The sequence below is a fragment of the Acinetobacter sp. YH12049 genome, from assembly GCF_013419875.1.
Classification (GTDB): domain Bacteria; phylum Pseudomonadota; class Gammaproteobacteria; order Pseudomonadales; family Moraxellaceae; genus Acinetobacter; species Acinetobacter amyesii.
On record NZ_VOZH01000023.1, the window covers coordinates 44,871 to 58,655 of the forward strand.

A 13,785-nucleotide genomic window follows, 5' to 3' on the forward strand; every position below is an offset into this window, starting at 1 on the left:
GAGATTCCTGTTTTTAGCAAGGCTCTATTTCATTAAATTATTTCGATTAACTTGAGACTATCTTAAAGGATTGTCTTTGAGATATTGCATGACTAATTTTTCAACCTCCAAATCATAGCTATTGGCAGCAGCCGTTGTCGCTGAAAATTTCATGAATTGCTCAAAATGTGCATTGGTGTCAATTTTAGTATTTTCTTTGTCCGACATTAATTTGAAATGATTCGGCATGACTTTTGCCATCATTTCAACATTTTCGGTTTGTAGTTTTAGAAGTTTTTTTACTTCAACTGTTTGTGGTTGAATGCTTTCAAATTTTTGTTTGCCTAGAGCAACCAGTTTATTGATTTGTTGTTCTGGCGTGCTACTACCACCGGTTTTGGTTTTAGTCCCTAGCTGTTGAATGATTTGCTCCTGCATTGCAGCGCCTTGTTGTTCTAATTCAGCATAGATAAATTTATATTGAACCCATTCATTGACTAAGTTTTTATTGTATTGCTGAGAGTTGGTCACAGTTTGATTCACTGTATTGGTATGACCGTTTGTCGAACAAAATAGAAGGCTAATGCTAATGAGGCTAGATGAAATTAAATTAAACGTTTTCATGTTTTCAGTTCTTGGTTGTAATAAATAAGTAAGTGACTTTTTAATCATTAGCCCATAAAGAGCTAATGATGTGTTTATTATGCTGTAACAGATAATAATTTTAAAATTATGGGACTAAAATCTTAAGCTCACGCAAAATATTGCAGAGTTTAATCATCGGCATACCCATGAGTGTGGTTTGGTCTTGCCCGATCATTTCTTCAAATAAGCTAATCCCTAAACTTTCACACTTAAAACTGCCAGCGCAGTGTAGCGGCTGTTCAACCTGAACATAACGTTCAATTTCAGGCAAGCTAAGTTTGCGAAACTTCACTTTATAGTGCTCGACAAGGGTTTGTTCAAAACCTGTTGATTTTTGTTGGACACTGAGTGCAGTACTGAAATAAACGATTTTGTCTGAATTGGCTTGAAGCTGCTTAACGGCTTTTTCATCGCAAAGCGGTTTACCAATAAAAATATCTGGTGCGCCTTCGCGCCATGCGACTTGGTCAGAACCAATCACAATTGCGTCTGGGTGTTGGTTTGCAATCGCAGAAGCTTTTTCAAATGCCAGTCGCTTTGCTAACTCATCGGCGTGGTTTTCACCGCGAGGTGTTTCGTCTATATCTGGTACGATTGAGTGGTAATCAATCCGTAAACGGTCCATCAGGTCTTTACGGGTTTGGCTGCTAGAAGCCAAAATGATTTTGGGAGTACTCATTACACTGCATATTCCATAAGTACATCAAGCGGCACATAAGACAGCGCCGCTTGGTGACACGCTTGTATTTTAATAGGTGGGGCAAATCCTTCTTGATACGCTTCCACCCAGCGAGTCACACAGATACACCAGAAGTCACCAGGTTGTAGTCCTGGAAAACCAACTTCGGGTAAGGGTGTGATTAGGTCATTGCCAACTTTTTGGGAAAAGTTTAAAAATTCAGATGTCATTTGTGCACACATCGTATGCTGACCAAGGTCTGTTGTTGCTGTATGGCAAAAGCCATTTCTAAAATATCCGGTAATCGGATCAAAACAACAGCTTGCCAAGGGTTCGCCTAAAACATTTAAACGATTAATATTTGGGTCTGGATGAATCGACATAAGCGCTGAATCTTTATAAGGCTTTTCGCTATCATAACAAAACTTTGGCTCTACATAGCTTTTCTGCAAAAGAAGCTAACGTTTTTCTGCATAATCATTTAAAATCGTCGCGTTTTGATATCAATAAAAGAGAGTAATGCATGAACTTTCAGCGTATGACTGACCTAGATTTGGCGGGTAAACGTGTTCTGATCCGTGAAGATCTTAACGTACCAGTTAAAAATGGCGTGATTACAAGCGATGCACGGTTACGTGCGGCGTTGCCAACAATTAAAGCAGCTGTAGAAAAAGGTGCTGCTGTAATGGTGTATTCACACTTAGGTCGTCCTGTTGAAGGTGAGCCTAAAGCAGAACAGTCTCTAGCACCTGTAGCCGCTTATTTAACAGAAGCTTTGGGTCAAGACGTTCAACTGATCACTGACTATTTGGATGGTGTTGACGTTGCGCCAGGTCAAGTGGTTTTACTTGAAAACTGCCGTTTCAACGTAGGTGAAAAGAAAAACAATCCTGAATTATCTGCTAAATATGCAGCACTTTGTGATGTCTACGTTATGGATGCATTTGGTACGGCTCACCGTGCAGAAGCATCGACTGAAGGCGTAGCACGTTGTGCAAAAGTGGCTGCTGCAGGTCCTTTACTTGCTGCTGAGCTTGATGCGCTAGGTCGTGCACTTAAAACTCCTGCAAAACCAATGGTTGCGATTGTTGCAGGCTCAAAAGTTTCTACTAAATTAGATGTATTAACTTCACTATCTGACATCTGTGATCAATTGATCGTGGGTGGCGGTATTGCCAATACATTCTTAGCTGCTGCGGGCTTTAATGTTGGTAAATCACTTTGTGAAAATGACCTGATCGACACAGCAAAAGCCATTGCTGCAAAAGTATCTGTACCACTCCCAACAGATGTTGTTGTTGCTGATGCTGCTGAAATTGATTTTGCAGACTTCCTCGGCTCATTAGCTGCTGCTAAAGCTGTCGTGAAAAAAGTTGAAGATGTAACAGACAACGACATGATTTTGGATGTGGGCCCTGAAACTGCAAAAGCATTTGCAGAAATCTTGAAAACTTCAAAAACTATTCTATGGAATGGTCCAGTAGGTGTGTTTGAAGTTGATCAATTCGGCGAAGGCACCAAAGCATTGTCTTTAGCGATTGCAGAATCTGAAGGCTTCTCGATCGCGGGTGGTGGTGACACGCTTGCTGCAATTGATAAATATGAAGTTGCAGACAATATTGGTTACATCTCGACTGGTGGTGGTGCTTTCCTTGAATTCGTTGAAGGTAAAACTCTTCCTGCTGTAGCAGCGCTTATCGAACGTGCTTAATGAAGCATTATCAATAAGATAATACAGTATTAAAAAAGGTTGGCTTCGGTCAGCCTTTTTTTATGGTCTATTCATTTTGCCGTCATCAAAGTGCAATATTTCTGCAATAAAATTCATCGCAACACCTAATTCGCAGTAGTAGGAAACAACGATGAACTTAAAACTTGCACTTGCTGTACTTTTAATCGCACCATTAACTTTGACAGCTTGTGCTAAAAAAGAGTCTGCACCAACGGAATCAGAAGCATCTGCTGTTGCCGTAGATAATGCTCAAACAACGCCAGAACAACAAAAAGCCATTGATGAACTTGATAAGCCAGTATTGGATGAAAAGAACCAAGATGTTCCTGCTGAAATTGCAAATGCACCTGCAGACGAAGCAACAGCTGACGCTGAAACAGCCGCTTCAGCAGCAGCAGCTCACTAAGATTGTTGTCTTTATTTAAAAAGTCCCTGCAAATGCAGGGATTTTTTTTTAAATAGTGTTATTTGTTGCTGAATTGAAATGATTGAGCATGTAGAATATGCGGCATTACCTGGGAGGATATTATGGCTCTTATTTCATTGCGCCAGCTCTTGGATCACGCCGGCGAACATGCTTACGGCGTACCAGCATTCAACGTAAACAACTTAGAACAAATGCGTGCAATTATGCTTGCAGCAGATGCAACAAATTCACCTGTAATCGTACAAGCATCTGCAGGTGCACGTAAGTATGCAGGCGCTCCGTTCTTGCGTCATTTGATTTTGGCAGCAATCGAAGAATGGCCACATATTCCTGTGGTTATGCACCAAGACCATGGTACTAGCCCTGATGTATGTCAACGTTCTATTCAACTTGGCTTCTCATCAGTGATGATGGACGGTTCTTTAGGTGAAGACGGTAAAACGCCAACTTCATACGAATACAACGTAGACGTGACTCGTCGTACTGTTCAAATGGCACATGCGTGTGGCGTTTCAGTAGAAGGCGAAATCGGTTGTTTAGGTAGCCTTGAAACTGGTATGGCTGGTGAAGAAGATGGTGTAGGCGCTGAAGGCGTACTTGATCATTCTCAGCTTTTAACTTCAGTTGAAGAAGCGCGTTCATTTGTAGCTGATACCAATGTTGACGCACTTGCAATTGCAGTGGGTACTTCACACGGTGCGTACAAATTTACTCGCCCACCTACAGGTGACATCTTAGCGATTGACCGTATTAAAGAAATTCATGCTGCGTTACCAAATACGCATCTTGTAATGCACGGTTCAAGCTCTGTGCCACAAGAATGGTTAGCTGTAATTAATGAATTCGGTGGTAACATCGGCGAAACTTATGGTGTTCCAGTAGACCAACTTGTAGACGCAATCAAACACGGTGTTCGTAAAATTAACATCGATACTGACTTACGTCTTGCATCTACAGGTGCTATGCGCCGTATGATGGCTGAAAAACCAGCTGAATTTGACCCACGTAAATTCTTCTCTGCAACTGTTGATGCAATGAAACAAATTTGTATCGATCGTTATGAAGCTTTTGGTACAGCGGGTAATGCTGACAAGATTCGTCCAATTTCTTTAGAGAAAATGGTGAGTCACTATAAATAATTTGTCTTGAGATAGATTATTTTTGAGGAAAAGCCCACAATTAAGTGGGCTTTTCTTTGATTTGAACTTAGAAAAATTGCTTTAAATACAACTCAAGAATAAGAGCGTGTCATGGAATTGATCTTTGCTGCCGCGATTTGCAGTGTTCTCGTTTCAGTAATTCTAAAACTATGTCGTGATCGGGGTTTTAACCCTGCACAAATGATCACATGGAATTATGCATCAGCGAGTATTTTATGTTTTCTATGGTTTAAGCCGGATCTAGCGCATATTTCGATTAATAAAACGCCGTGGGTTTTAATTGCGGCTTTGGGTGTATTACTGCCGACGATTTTTTATTGCTTAGCACGCTCACTGCAAACAGCGGGTATTTTAAAAACCGAATTGGCTCAGCGTTTGTCTGTTGTGCTTTCTCTTAGCGCAGCATATTTTATTTTTAGCGAATATTTTAATGCCATTAAGCTCCTTGGTATTGCACTTGGTGTACTTGCGGTATTACTGATTTTATTTTCACAGCGTAAGGGAAACATTGATGGAAAGCAGGGGATTTTATTTTTATTAAGCGTTTGGGCAGGCTATGCACTGATTGATGTGTTATTAAAATTTGCCTCAGGTTTGGGCATGCAGTTTGCAGTGACTTTAAATCTGGTGTTTATTTGTGCATTTTTACTTTCGAGTATTTATAACATCGTACAGCACGGCAGTTTGGGGCAGACCAAAAATATCCTCGCTGGATTGGGCTTAGGTCTCTTAAACTTTGCCAATATTGCACTGTATGTGAAAGCCCACATGTTGCTTAAAGACACACCTGCAATCGTCTTTGCTGGCATGAATATTTTGGTTGTAGTTTTAGGTGTGGTTGCGGGCCTTATCATCTTTAAAGAAAAATTGAGAGTCGCAACCGTATTTGGTTTGATTGCAGGGATCATGAGTGTGGTTTGCTTAGCATATGCCATGTCTGTCTAAGATAAGTTTTAGCAAAAACGATCGGGTGTTGTAGCAAATCATCCCACTCAGCCACGCCCATGAGCAGTCCTTGATCTCGACATGTCGGACACTCAGGGCAGTGATGATCAGTATATTGATAAGTATGCAGATACATTTGATGGCAATGACCGCATTCAAACTTCATCGGCATTTGTAGTAAATATGACATGTCCCACCTCTGCTTGATTTGTTGTTTTGATTCAAATTATTCAGCAAAGTTCAGACCAATTTATAAATTTTCTATTTTCACATTGTTGCTAAATATGTCGTTATAAAAAAGCTCTCGATTTGAGGGCTTTTAGTTTTAGATGCTTAGTTAACGCGTAAGTTGTTGAAACCGTTGTAAGGTATTTTCAAAATAACATTTACCCACAGCAACAGGGTGCTTCAGAAAATCTTGAGTTTCAATGGTGCCTTGTAATTGACCCGGTTGTTTACAATTTGGGCAGTTTGGATAGCTATGGAGCATATCGCCCGCATATTTTTGTAAATAAACCGTATTGCACGCTTCGCAATGAAATTTCATGGGTAATTTTATAGCTGTAGGCATAGGGAGAGACCTGAGTATATTTTGAGCAGAATATACTCGATAATTGTTTAAATAATAAGTCCCGAAATGACAAAAAAGAGGCAAAATTGCCCCTTTCGTCGGTTTTATGGAAAGCTTAGAGGTGTGTAAAAATTTCTTCAGCATTCAGACGTGATTTAGGTAATTTCGCATTGAAATCATTTTCGCTACGATAGCCTAAAGTCATCAGTACAGAAGGAATCAAGTTTTGTTCAACTAAGCCCAATTCTTCAGTGATGATCGCTTCGTCAAATCCACCAATCGGTGTTGCATCCACACCTTCAATGCCTGCTGCCAAAAGCATTTGACCTAAAGCAATAAATGTTTGGTTTTCAGCCCAACGTTGAATATCACCTTTTTCATTACGATAATAATCGACATAACCTGTACGGCTGTCTTTTTGACCTTGTTTGGCTTTGTCATCTTTAAAGCGACCACTACGATCATCCTGACTTAAAAGATTATCTAAATGCTCTGTGGTGATGTCTGCTTTGGTACAGAATAAAATCGTATGTGATGAATCTAAAACTTTTGGGGCATTGTAGGCATATTTACCCACTAAGGCTTTAGCAATGCGTTGTTTGGCTGCATTATTATCTGCAATAAAAAAATGCCAAGGCTGAATATTAATAGAAGATGGTGCTAAACGGAGTATTTGTAATAAACGCTCAAATTGTTCCTGCGGAATTTTTTTAGCAGGATCATAAGCTTTCGTGGTATAGCGTTGTTTTGATACGTTTAACAGATCCATCGAATATCTCCAGATATAGTTTGCTGTAGTTTAGCGGATAAACGGCCGAATGGTCTAAGGAGAAAATTTTCCAAAGATAGATCTTAGTCGTATATGCTGTACACATTGGCTAAAAATTAACAGATTTAAGCTGTATGAAGTGCGAATTAGAGTTATATAAAATCATAAGATAGATAAATGCTATTGGTAGTTTTTGCCAAAAGGCGTTTAATCAATTGTAGTTAATCATAGTTTAAGCATGAGACAGCAGCGATGGATTACACCAATCATTTCAAGAAAAAATTAAAAACCGAACAGCAGATTGGTTTGTGGGTCGGTTTAGCCGATGCTTATGGGACTGAAATAGCTGCAAATGCAGGTTATGACTGGTTGCTAATTGATGGTGAGCATGCGCCAAGTGACTTGCGGACGACATTGTCGCAATTGCAAAGTATTGCAGCATATCCTTCGCAAGCCGTAGTTCGACCTCCAATTGGGAGTGTGCAACTGATTAAACAACTCTTGGATATCGGTGCGCAAACCTTGCTGATACCTATGGTCGAAACTGTTGAACAAGCTCAACTTATGGTTAAGGCAGTACGTTATCCACCTGAAGGTATTCGAGGCGTTGGTGCAGCTTTAGCTCGTGCAACACGTTGGAACAGTATCCCTGACTACTATGCAACGGCACATGAAAATATCTGTTTACTGATTCAGATTGAGTCGGTTGAAGGGATTAAAAACTTAGATGAAATACTGAAAATTGATGGCATCGATGGGGTGTTTATTGGTGCAGTGGATTTGTCGGCGACCATGGGTTATCAAGGGAATCCGAACCATCCTGAAGTACAAAAAACCGTGATTGATGCGATTCAGCGCATACGTAAGGCGGGTAAAGCCGCAGGTATTTTGTCGACACAACATGATGTGACTCAGAAATATATCGAGTTAGGCACAGAATTTGTTGCCGTGGGTGTCGATACCAGTGTGCTCATGAATTCGTTACGAGAGCTTTTATCGAAGTATAAAACCGATACCCAAGTAATGAAAACAGAAGGTGGTTACTAAGTGGTACAGCCTTGGTTATATTATTTACTGTGTGGGTAATTAATTTACTCGTTGGTTAAAAAAATTAATTCAATAATTTTAGCAAAAGTAGTGGCTTAGAGTATATATAAGCCCTACTTTTGCTAATCAAAGCGCAATATTGTATACTTCTGCTTAACTCGAAGCGAATAATGTTCCTGCTTATCTTTTTTTATTTAGCTGATTGTGATTTATCTGTATTCAAGCTTCTGACTTGAATCATATCTTTGTAACTACAGAATTATTATTCCAAACCCGATTGATTAATCTCTTTGTTCTGTCACAAAAAGCTCACATGTTGAGTAAATCTTTTGAATATTTTAAATACTTGGCAAACTGCCAAAGCCGTAAATGGCGACGAAATTAATGTAAAACTGGTGCCTTTGAAACGTCAACAAAATACCAATGCTGGTTTAATTTGGGTTGATGTTGGGCAAATGATTGAATTAGAAACAGGCGAGACCTTTAACCTGAATCTAGATGGAAAAAGCTTCTATACTGGCCCAAACCAGCTATATCGCTTAGCCTAAAAGCAAAAAACAGCAGATCATCTGCTGTTTTTTTTTTGCTTAATTAAAAGTCTACGTTTGCATGGTCTGGATACGTACATTAATCAGATATGATGGTAAGTTTTTCTAAAGTCTAACGATTAGAAAGCTATGGACTAGTAAGACCAAATTTTTAATTTTAAATCACTCACAGATGGGTTTTCACCAATCTCTAATATTTGAGCTTGTTCTGTACGCCAGTCCCCTAAAACGATACGAGGTTTGCCATGCACATCGTGTATTTGGGGGCGGTGGGTATGTCCATGAATCAGTAGATCGGCATGCTCTAAAGCTTTTTCTACAGCTTCGGCATTTACATCCATAATGTCATAGGATTTAACTTGCTTGGTTTCTGTACTTTTTTTGCGGAAGCCATTGGCGATTTTTTGTCGAATGCTAAGCGGTAAGCTCTTTAAGAAACCTAAAAGCAAAGGATTACGAATCACTTTACGAAACTTTTGGTAAGACACATCATCGGTGCAAAGTAAATCGCCATGTTCGAGGCGAATTTTATAGTTGCCAATGTGGAGATAATCAACGTCTTGTAATAATTGACCGTGAAATTTATTTAAAAACTTTTGACCCAATGCAAAGTCACGATTACCCACTTGGAAATAAATTTGATTTCCCAAAGCAGTAAAATCTTTTAGCACTGCAATGATTTCATCTAACCAAGGGGCAGTGAAGTCATCACCAATCCAAGCATTAAACCAATCACCTAAAATATACAGCTGGGTATTTTGAGTTTTGTATTGTTCTAACAAAGCTAAAAACCCCCGAACGAGTCGAGGGTGTTCAGGTGACAAATGTAAATCAGCGATAAACAGATAGGTCACGAATCTTTTCCTTTGAATCTCCCTAAATCCCTCTTTAAAAAAGAGGGACTTTTCCTCCCTTTTATAAAGGGAGGTTAGGAGGGATTCTTATTCAGAAATGATTTTAGCTGATTCGATTACAACGTTCTCTAGAGGAACGTCAGCGTGGTAACCACGGTTACCAGTGCGAACGCTTTTGATTGCGTCAACAACGTCAAGACCTTCAGTTACTTTACCGAATACTGCATAGCCCCAACCTTGCGCTGTTTTACCAGTGTGGTTAAGGAAAGAGTTGTTTTTCACGTTAATGAAGAATTGAGCTGAAGCAGAGTGAGGTGCTTGAGTACGTGCCATAGCGATCGTACCAACATCATTGCTTAAACCGTTGTCAGCTTCGTTTTCAATAGAATCACGAGTTGTTTTTTCTTTGAAGTTTTCATCCATGCCGCCGCCTTGGATCATGAAACCATCAATAACACGGTGGAAAATCACGCCGTCATAGAAACCATCGCGAACATACTGTAAGAAGTTTTCAGCAGTTTTAGGTGCTTTTTCAGTGTTAAGCTCAAGAACAATACGACCTTTATTGGTGTTTAATTCGACTTGAGGAAAACTCATTGTGTAATCTCCTGTACATGGACATGAAAGCCATGGGTTTTTTGGTTGTGAGAAGCATAAGCAAACTGTAAACTACAAGGCAAGTAAAAACGTTACTTTCTTTGTTAAAAATGAAGAAAAGCGTTTTAATTATCCTAATTTTATCTTTATAGAAGTGATTTTATTACCATGAAGCCAAACGATGTTGTTTCATCCCTGCCTAACAATCCGACAACCAAGAACAATGCCCCTGTCGAAGCTGCGCAGCAGGAACAACAGCCAGGCTTAGATTTTGTACGTCAGGTCATTACCGATGATTTATCTGCAGGTCGTACAGAACAAGTTGTAACACGTTTTCCACCAGAGCCAAATGGCTACCTACATATTGGTCATGTAAAAGCTATTTGTCTGAACTTTGGTATTGCTCAAGAATTCGCGGGTCTATGTAACCTCCGTTTTGACGATACAAACCCAGATGCCGAAGAACAAGAGTATGTAGACGGTATTGCCAATGACGTGAAATGGCTAGGTTTTGAGTGGAACGGCGAGCCACGTTATGCATCGAGCTATTTTGATCAGCTTTACACTTGGGCAGTCCAATTGATTGAACAAGGTGATGCCTATGTGGATTTGCAAAGCCCTGAAGAAATCAAACTAAACCGTGGTAATTTTGTGGAGCCGGGTAAAAACTCGCCACAACGTGATGCTAGCGTAGAAGAAAACTTAGCGCGTTTTGAACAAATGCGTAATGGTGAGTTAGGAGAAGGTCAGGCAGTACTACGTGCCAAAATTGATATGACTTCACCTAACATCCATATGCGTGATCCTATTTTGTATCGTATTTTGCATTCTGAACATCACCAAACTGGTGATAAATGGAAAATGTACCCAATGTACGATTATGCGCATCCATTATCAGATGCCATTGAAGGAGTTACGCATTCACTGTGTACACTAGAGTTTGTTGATCATCGTCCATTCTATGACTGGGTTGTAGAGAAAGTTAAATCACCATCTGTACCACGTCAGTACGAATCAAGCCGCCTAAATGTAGATTACACCATTACCTCTAAACGTAAATTACGTAAATTGGTTGAAGGTGGATTTGTGAATGGTTGGGATGACCCACGTATGCCGACCGTTGTGGGTATGCGCCGTCGCGGCTTTACTCCAGAAGGTCTACGTGACTTCTGCAAACGTGTAGGTGTAACGAAAGTTGATGGCAGTATCGTAGATGTTGCAATGCTTGAATACTGCATCCGTCAGTCTTTAGAAAATACTGCTTCGCGTGGCATGGCTGTGTTGAATCCACTCAAAGTGACTTTAACTAACTTGCCTGAAGCGATGGATTTGGTGCATGCACGTCATCCAAACGTAGACATGGGTGACCGTATCATTCCGTTAACTCAAGACATTTACATTGATCGTAAAGACTTTGAAGAAGTTGCACCTAAAGGCTTTAAACGTCTGATTCCGGGCGGTGAAGTGCGTTTACGTCATGCGTATGTGATTAAGTGCGATGAAGTGATTAAAGACGAGAACGGTGAAGTGGTTGAATTGAAATGTTCAATTGACCCTGAAACTTTAGGTAAAAACCCCGAAGGCCGTAAGGTGAAGGGCGTTGTACATTGGGTTTCTGCAAGCAAAGGTATTGCTGCGGAAGTTCGTATCTACGACCGTTTATTTACTGAGTCAGACCCTGAAGTGGGTGATGACTTCCTTGCTAACTTAAACCCTGAATCGCTGAAAGTGGTTCAAGCGGTGATTGAGCCTGCATTGGCAGAAGTTAAACCTGAAGACCGTTTCCAATTTGAACGTGAGGGTTACTTTGTTGCAGATCAGTTTGATCATACAGCAGAAAAACCGGTGTTTAACCGCATCCTAGATTTGAAAGACAGTTTCAAACCGGGTAAATAAAATCTTAGATTTTTAAAGGGATTCATCTTTGAATCCTATATAGATTAAGATCAAGTAGGTTAAAATTAAGCTCAACTTCGGTTGGGCTTTTTTCATGGTTGAGATGGTTCATTAAGGCAGTACAGAGGGAAAATAAGTGATCATTCGAAATAAAAATAATAGCTTTAAACTTTTATTTGCATGGCATGGCACGATACTCCCAAAAGTTATGCCTGCTTTAGCCGTCGTGGTGAGTTTGTCGGCGATTTTGGTGTATCTAAGTGCTGCGCACTACCTGAATACCCCCGAAGTTCCTGCCATCGGATTTACCATCTTTGGGGTGATACTGTCGATTTTTTTGAGCTTTCGAAATACTGCCTGTTATGACCGTTGGTGGGAAGGTCGCAAGCTTTGGGGCTCATTGATTGCCAATACACGCCACATGATTCGTGATAGCCATGTCCTTGAAGATGAGCAAAGAACCGTGTTGATTTACCGCATCATGCTGTTTTGCAATTTGTTACGTGATCGCTTACGCCATGAATCACAAGATATTGCACATTTTAAAGATGGTGCAGCTTTGACGGATCAGCAATGGCAGCAATGTCGAGACAATATCAATGCGCCACAGTATTTACTTGAAATTATTCAAAAAGATTTAGTCAAAACTTATAAACAAGGTCAGATTACAGATATTATTTACAGCACGCTTACACGTCATACTGTAGCAATGGGTGATATCCATGCAGGCTGTGACCGTATTATGACCACGCCACTACCATTTTCCTATTCGGTGCTTTTACATCGCGCGGTGTATTCATTTTGTCTGATTTTGCCGTTTAGCCTAGAGGCCAGTTTAGGGATTTGGACACCTGTTATTGTGGCTTTGATTGCATATTTATTTTTAGGTTTGGATGCGTTAAGTGCAGAGCTAGAAGAGCCTTTTGGCTTGCAGGAAAATGATTTACCGCTGGACTCGATTGTACGCAATATTGAGCGTGAAATGTTTAGCAGCCTAGAAGTTGAACTTCCGCCGCTGATTAAGACATTTAACAGTAACCTAAGATAAGTTCTTGGCCTAATTTTTAGATAAATTGGGCGATACGTACCAAGCATACTGATGCTGAAAAAAATCGTCCAAGTGTTGCATAAAGGCCTGTACTTTAGGCGGCACAAAATGTCGATGCGGAATTACCACATAGATTGCTGTGCTTTGAACAGGGATTGCAGGTAGAACTTGGATGAGTCGGCCAGATTGTAGATCGTCCTCCACATGCCAGATGGAGTGGTTCGAAATGCCTAAACCTGCAAGTGCTGCTTGGCGTACGCCTTCACCTGAGTTGATATGAAATTGCCCTGAAACAGGTATTTTTATGCTGTGTTGATCTTGGAAAAATGTCCAATGCTGCGAAACGCCTTTAGGGTATTTCTGCAAAATGCATTGGTGCATGGAGAGCTCTTCTAGGGAGTGAGGTTCGCCATGTTGTTCGATATAGCTAGGCGAGGCACACAAAATACGACGGTTTAAGCTGAGCGGTTTAGCAATCAGTGATGAGTCTTCTAACTGTCCAATACGTATCGCAACGTCGATACCTGCAGAGACCAAATCTAAATTTTGATCGGTCTGTTCAATATCCAAAGTCAATGTTGGATGCAACTTAGCAAAGGCTGCAAATACTGGCCCTAAGATACGATTACCAAAAACTTCTGAACATGTAATTTTTAATACCCCACTAAGTTGTTGTGGTTCAGGTTGAAATTGGCCGTAAGCGTCCGCTGAACCCCATGCCTATTTTTTAATTCGATTTAGGTTTCCAGCGGTGTGGTAGCAATTCTTCAATCTGAGTCACTTTATGTGTCGGCAACCTTTTCAGCACATCACTTAAATAGGCATAGGGATCCAGCCCATTCAGCTTTGCTGACTGGATTAATGTCATAATATTGGCTGCTCGCTGAC

The 13,785-nt window shown here is 40.4% G+C and carries 17 protein-coding genes and 1 pseudogene; 9 read left to right on the forward strand and 9 right to left on the reverse strand.

The window, feature by feature from the left end:
- Nucleotides 1–57: 57 nt before the first annotated feature.
- The 3 genes from FTU05_RS11415 to FTU05_RS11425 all read right to left on the reverse strand — a co-directional run bounded on the left by FTU05_RS11415 (nucleotide 58) and on the right by FTU05_RS11425 (nucleotide 1,686).
- Nucleotides 58–603 carry a hypothetical protein gene (locus tag FTU05_RS11415; protein WP_180165377.1) on the reverse strand — a complete coding sequence of 182 codons (546 nt, stop codon included), beginning with the start codon at nucleotides 601–603 and terminating at the stop codon, nucleotides 58–60.
- 106 nt (nucleotides 604–709) lie between these two features.
- Nucleotides 710–1,303 carry a nucleoside triphosphate pyrophosphatase gene (locus tag FTU05_RS11420; RefSeq protein ID WP_078188699.1) on the reverse strand — a complete coding sequence of 198 codons (594 nt, stop codon included), beginning with the start codon at nucleotides 1,301–1,303 and terminating at the stop codon, nucleotides 710–712.
- A complete protein-coding gene (locus FTU05_RS11425) occupies nucleotides 1,303–1,686 on the reverse strand; it encodes a DUF2237 family protein (RefSeq protein WP_078188698.1) in 384 nt (127 codons plus the stop codon). The genes FTU05_RS11420 and FTU05_RS11425 overlap by 1 nt, the downstream gene beginning before the upstream one ends.
- Before the next feature lie 140 nt (nucleotides 1,687–1,826).
- Between FTU05_RS11425 and FTU05_RS11430 the strand changes: the two genes are divergently transcribed.
- From FTU05_RS11430 to FTU05_RS17945, 5 genes are all read left to right on the forward strand, one after another.
- On the forward strand, nucleotides 1,827–3,014 hold the full coding sequence (locus tag FTU05_RS11430; protein WP_180049405.1) for a phosphoglycerate kinase: 1,188 nt from the start codon (nucleotides 1,827–1,829) through the stop codon (nucleotides 3,012–3,014).
- Between the two features lie 151 nt (nucleotides 3,015–3,165).
- A complete protein-coding gene (locus FTU05_RS11435) occupies nucleotides 3,166–3,441 on the forward strand; it encodes a hypothetical protein (RefSeq protein WP_078193510.1) in 276 nt (91 codons plus the stop codon).
- Nucleotides 3,442–3,563: 122 nt separating this feature from the next.
- Complete coding sequence (gene fba, locus FTU05_RS11440) at nucleotides 3,564–4,601, forward strand: class II fructose-bisphosphate aldolase (protein WP_078193509.1); 1,038 nt, start codon at nucleotides 3,564–3,566, stop codon at nucleotides 4,599–4,601.
- 111 nt (nucleotides 4,602–4,712) lie between these two features.
- Complete coding sequence (locus FTU05_RS11445) at nucleotides 4,713–5,567, forward strand: EamA family transporter (protein WP_180165379.1); 855 nt, start codon at nucleotides 4,713–4,715, stop codon at nucleotides 5,565–5,567.
- 81 nt (nucleotides 5,568–5,648) lie between these two features.
- Nucleotides 5,649–5,774 (forward strand): hypothetical protein, encoded by a 126-nt coding sequence (locus tag FTU05_RS17945; RefSeq protein ID WP_257230117.1) that lies wholly within the window; start codon nucleotides 5,649–5,651, stop codon nucleotides 5,772–5,774.
- Nucleotides 5,775–5,904: 130 nt separating this feature from the next.
- On the opposite strand, the gene FTU05_RS11450 is transcribed toward FTU05_RS17945, so the two are convergent.
- Complete coding sequence (locus FTU05_RS11450) at nucleotides 5,905–6,138, reverse strand: hypothetical protein (RefSeq protein ID WP_078188692.1); 234 nt, start codon at nucleotides 6,136–6,138, stop codon at nucleotides 5,905–5,907.
- Between the two features lie 115 nt (nucleotides 6,139–6,253).
- Entirely contained in the window at nucleotides 6,254–6,907 is a 654-nt protein-coding gene (gene nfsB / locus FTU05_RS11455; protein WP_180165381.1) for an oxygen-insensitive NAD(P)H nitroreductase, read from the reverse strand.
- A gap of 252 nt (nucleotides 6,908–7,159) precedes the next feature.
- Between nfsB and hpaI the strand changes: the two genes are divergently transcribed.
- Together hpaI and FTU05_RS11465 are read left to right on the forward strand one after the other, a co-directional pair.
- Complete coding sequence (gene hpaI / locus FTU05_RS11460; protein WP_180124295.1) at nucleotides 7,160–7,954, forward strand: 4-hydroxy-2-oxoheptanedioate aldolase; 795 nt, start codon at nucleotides 7,160–7,162, stop codon at nucleotides 7,952–7,954.
- A 329-nt stretch (nucleotides 7,955–8,283) separates the two neighbouring features.
- Entirely contained in the window at nucleotides 8,284–8,502 is a 219-nt protein-coding gene (locus FTU05_RS11465; protein WP_111883736.1) for a transposase, read from the forward strand.
- A gap of 134 nt (nucleotides 8,503–8,636) precedes the next feature.
- On the opposite strand, the gene FTU05_RS11470 is transcribed toward FTU05_RS11465, so the two are convergent.
- Nucleotides 8,637–9,356, reverse strand: coding sequence for a UDP-2,3-diacylglucosamine diphosphatase (locus FTU05_RS11470; protein ID WP_180165383.1), 720 nt, complete (start codon nucleotides 9,354–9,356; stop codon nucleotides 8,637–8,639).
- A gap of 87 nt (nucleotides 9,357–9,443) precedes the next feature.
- Nucleotides 9,444–9,953: a peptidylprolyl isomerase gene (locus FTU05_RS11475; protein WP_180054407.1), complete on the reverse strand. Its 510-nt coding sequence runs from the start codon at nucleotides 9,951–9,953 to the stop codon at nucleotides 9,444–9,446.
- A 168-nt stretch (nucleotides 9,954–10,121) separates the two neighbouring features.
- On the opposite strand from FTU05_RS11475, the gene FTU05_RS11480 reads away from it, so the two are divergent.
- Entirely contained in the window at nucleotides 10,122–11,849 is a 1,728-nt protein-coding gene (locus tag FTU05_RS11480) for a glutamine--tRNA ligase/YqeY domain fusion protein (protein ID WP_180007837.1), read from the forward strand.
- Nucleotides 11,850–11,985: 136 nt separating this feature from the next.
- Nucleotides 11,986–12,897, forward strand: a complete 912-nt coding sequence (locus tag FTU05_RS11485) for a bestrophin family protein (RefSeq protein ID WP_180165384.1) — start codon at nucleotides 11,986–11,988, stop codon at nucleotides 12,895–12,897.
- Between the two features lie 9 nt (nucleotides 12,898–12,906).
- On the opposite strand, the pseudogene FTU05_RS11490 reads toward FTU05_RS11485, so the two are convergent.
- Together FTU05_RS11490 and FTU05_RS11495 are read right to left on the reverse strand one after the other, a co-directional pair.
- Nucleotides 12,907–13,560 (reverse strand): annotated as a pseudogene (locus FTU05_RS11490) (substrate binding domain-containing protein); the annotation flags it as partial.
- 64 nt (nucleotides 13,561–13,624) lie between these two features.
- Nucleotides 13,625–13,785 (reverse strand): transposase domain-containing protein (locus tag FTU05_RS11495; protein WP_180165385.1); only part of this gene is annotated, 161 nt, incomplete at its 5' end.

Coding starts and splice junctions, on each gene's coding strand:
- hpaI (WP_180124295.1), top strand. CDS start 7,160: ATGGATTACACCAATCATTTCAAGAAAAAATTAAAAACCGAACAGCAG.
- FTU05_RS11420 (WP_078188699.1), bottom strand. CDS start 1,303: ATGAGTACTCCCAAAATCATTTTGGCTTCTAGCAGCCAAACCCGTAAA.
- FTU05_RS11430 (WP_180049405.1), top strand. CDS start 1,827: ATGAACTTTCAGCGTATGACTGACCTAGATTTGGCGGGTAAACGTGTT.
- FTU05_RS11450 (WP_078188692.1), bottom strand. CDS start 6,138: ATGCCTACAGCTATAAAATTACCCATGAAATTTCATTGCGAAGCGTGC.
- FTU05_RS11415 (WP_180165377.1), bottom strand. CDS start 603: ATGAAAACGTTTAATTTAATTTCATCTAGCCTCATTAGCATTAGCCTT.
- FTU05_RS17945 (WP_257230117.1), top strand. CDS start 5,649: ATGTCGGACACTCAGGGCAGTGATGATCAGTATATTGATAAGTATGCA.
- FTU05_RS11475 (WP_180054407.1), bottom strand. CDS start 9,953: ATGAGTTTTCCTCAAGTCGAATTAAACACCAATAAAGGTCGTATTGTT.
- FTU05_RS11445 (WP_180165379.1), top strand. CDS start 4,713: ATGGAATTGATCTTTGCTGCCGCGATTTGCAGTGTTCTCGTTTCAGTA.
- FTU05_RS11435 (WP_078193510.1), top strand. CDS start 3,166: ATGAACTTAAAACTTGCACTTGCTGTACTTTTAATCGCACCATTAACT.
- nfsB (WP_180165381.1), bottom strand. CDS start 6,907: ATGGATCTGTTAAACGTATCAAAACAACGCTATACCACGAAAGCTTAT.
- FTU05_RS11425 (WP_078188698.1), bottom strand. CDS start 1,686: ATGTCGATTCATCCAGACCCAAATATTAATCGTTTAAATGTTTTAGGC.
- fba (WP_078193509.1), top strand. CDS start 3,564: ATGGCTCTTATTTCATTGCGCCAGCTCTTGGATCACGCCGGCGAACAT.
- FTU05_RS11480 (WP_180007837.1), top strand. CDS start 10,122: ATGAAGCCAAACGATGTTGTTTCATCCCTGCCTAACAATCCGACAACC.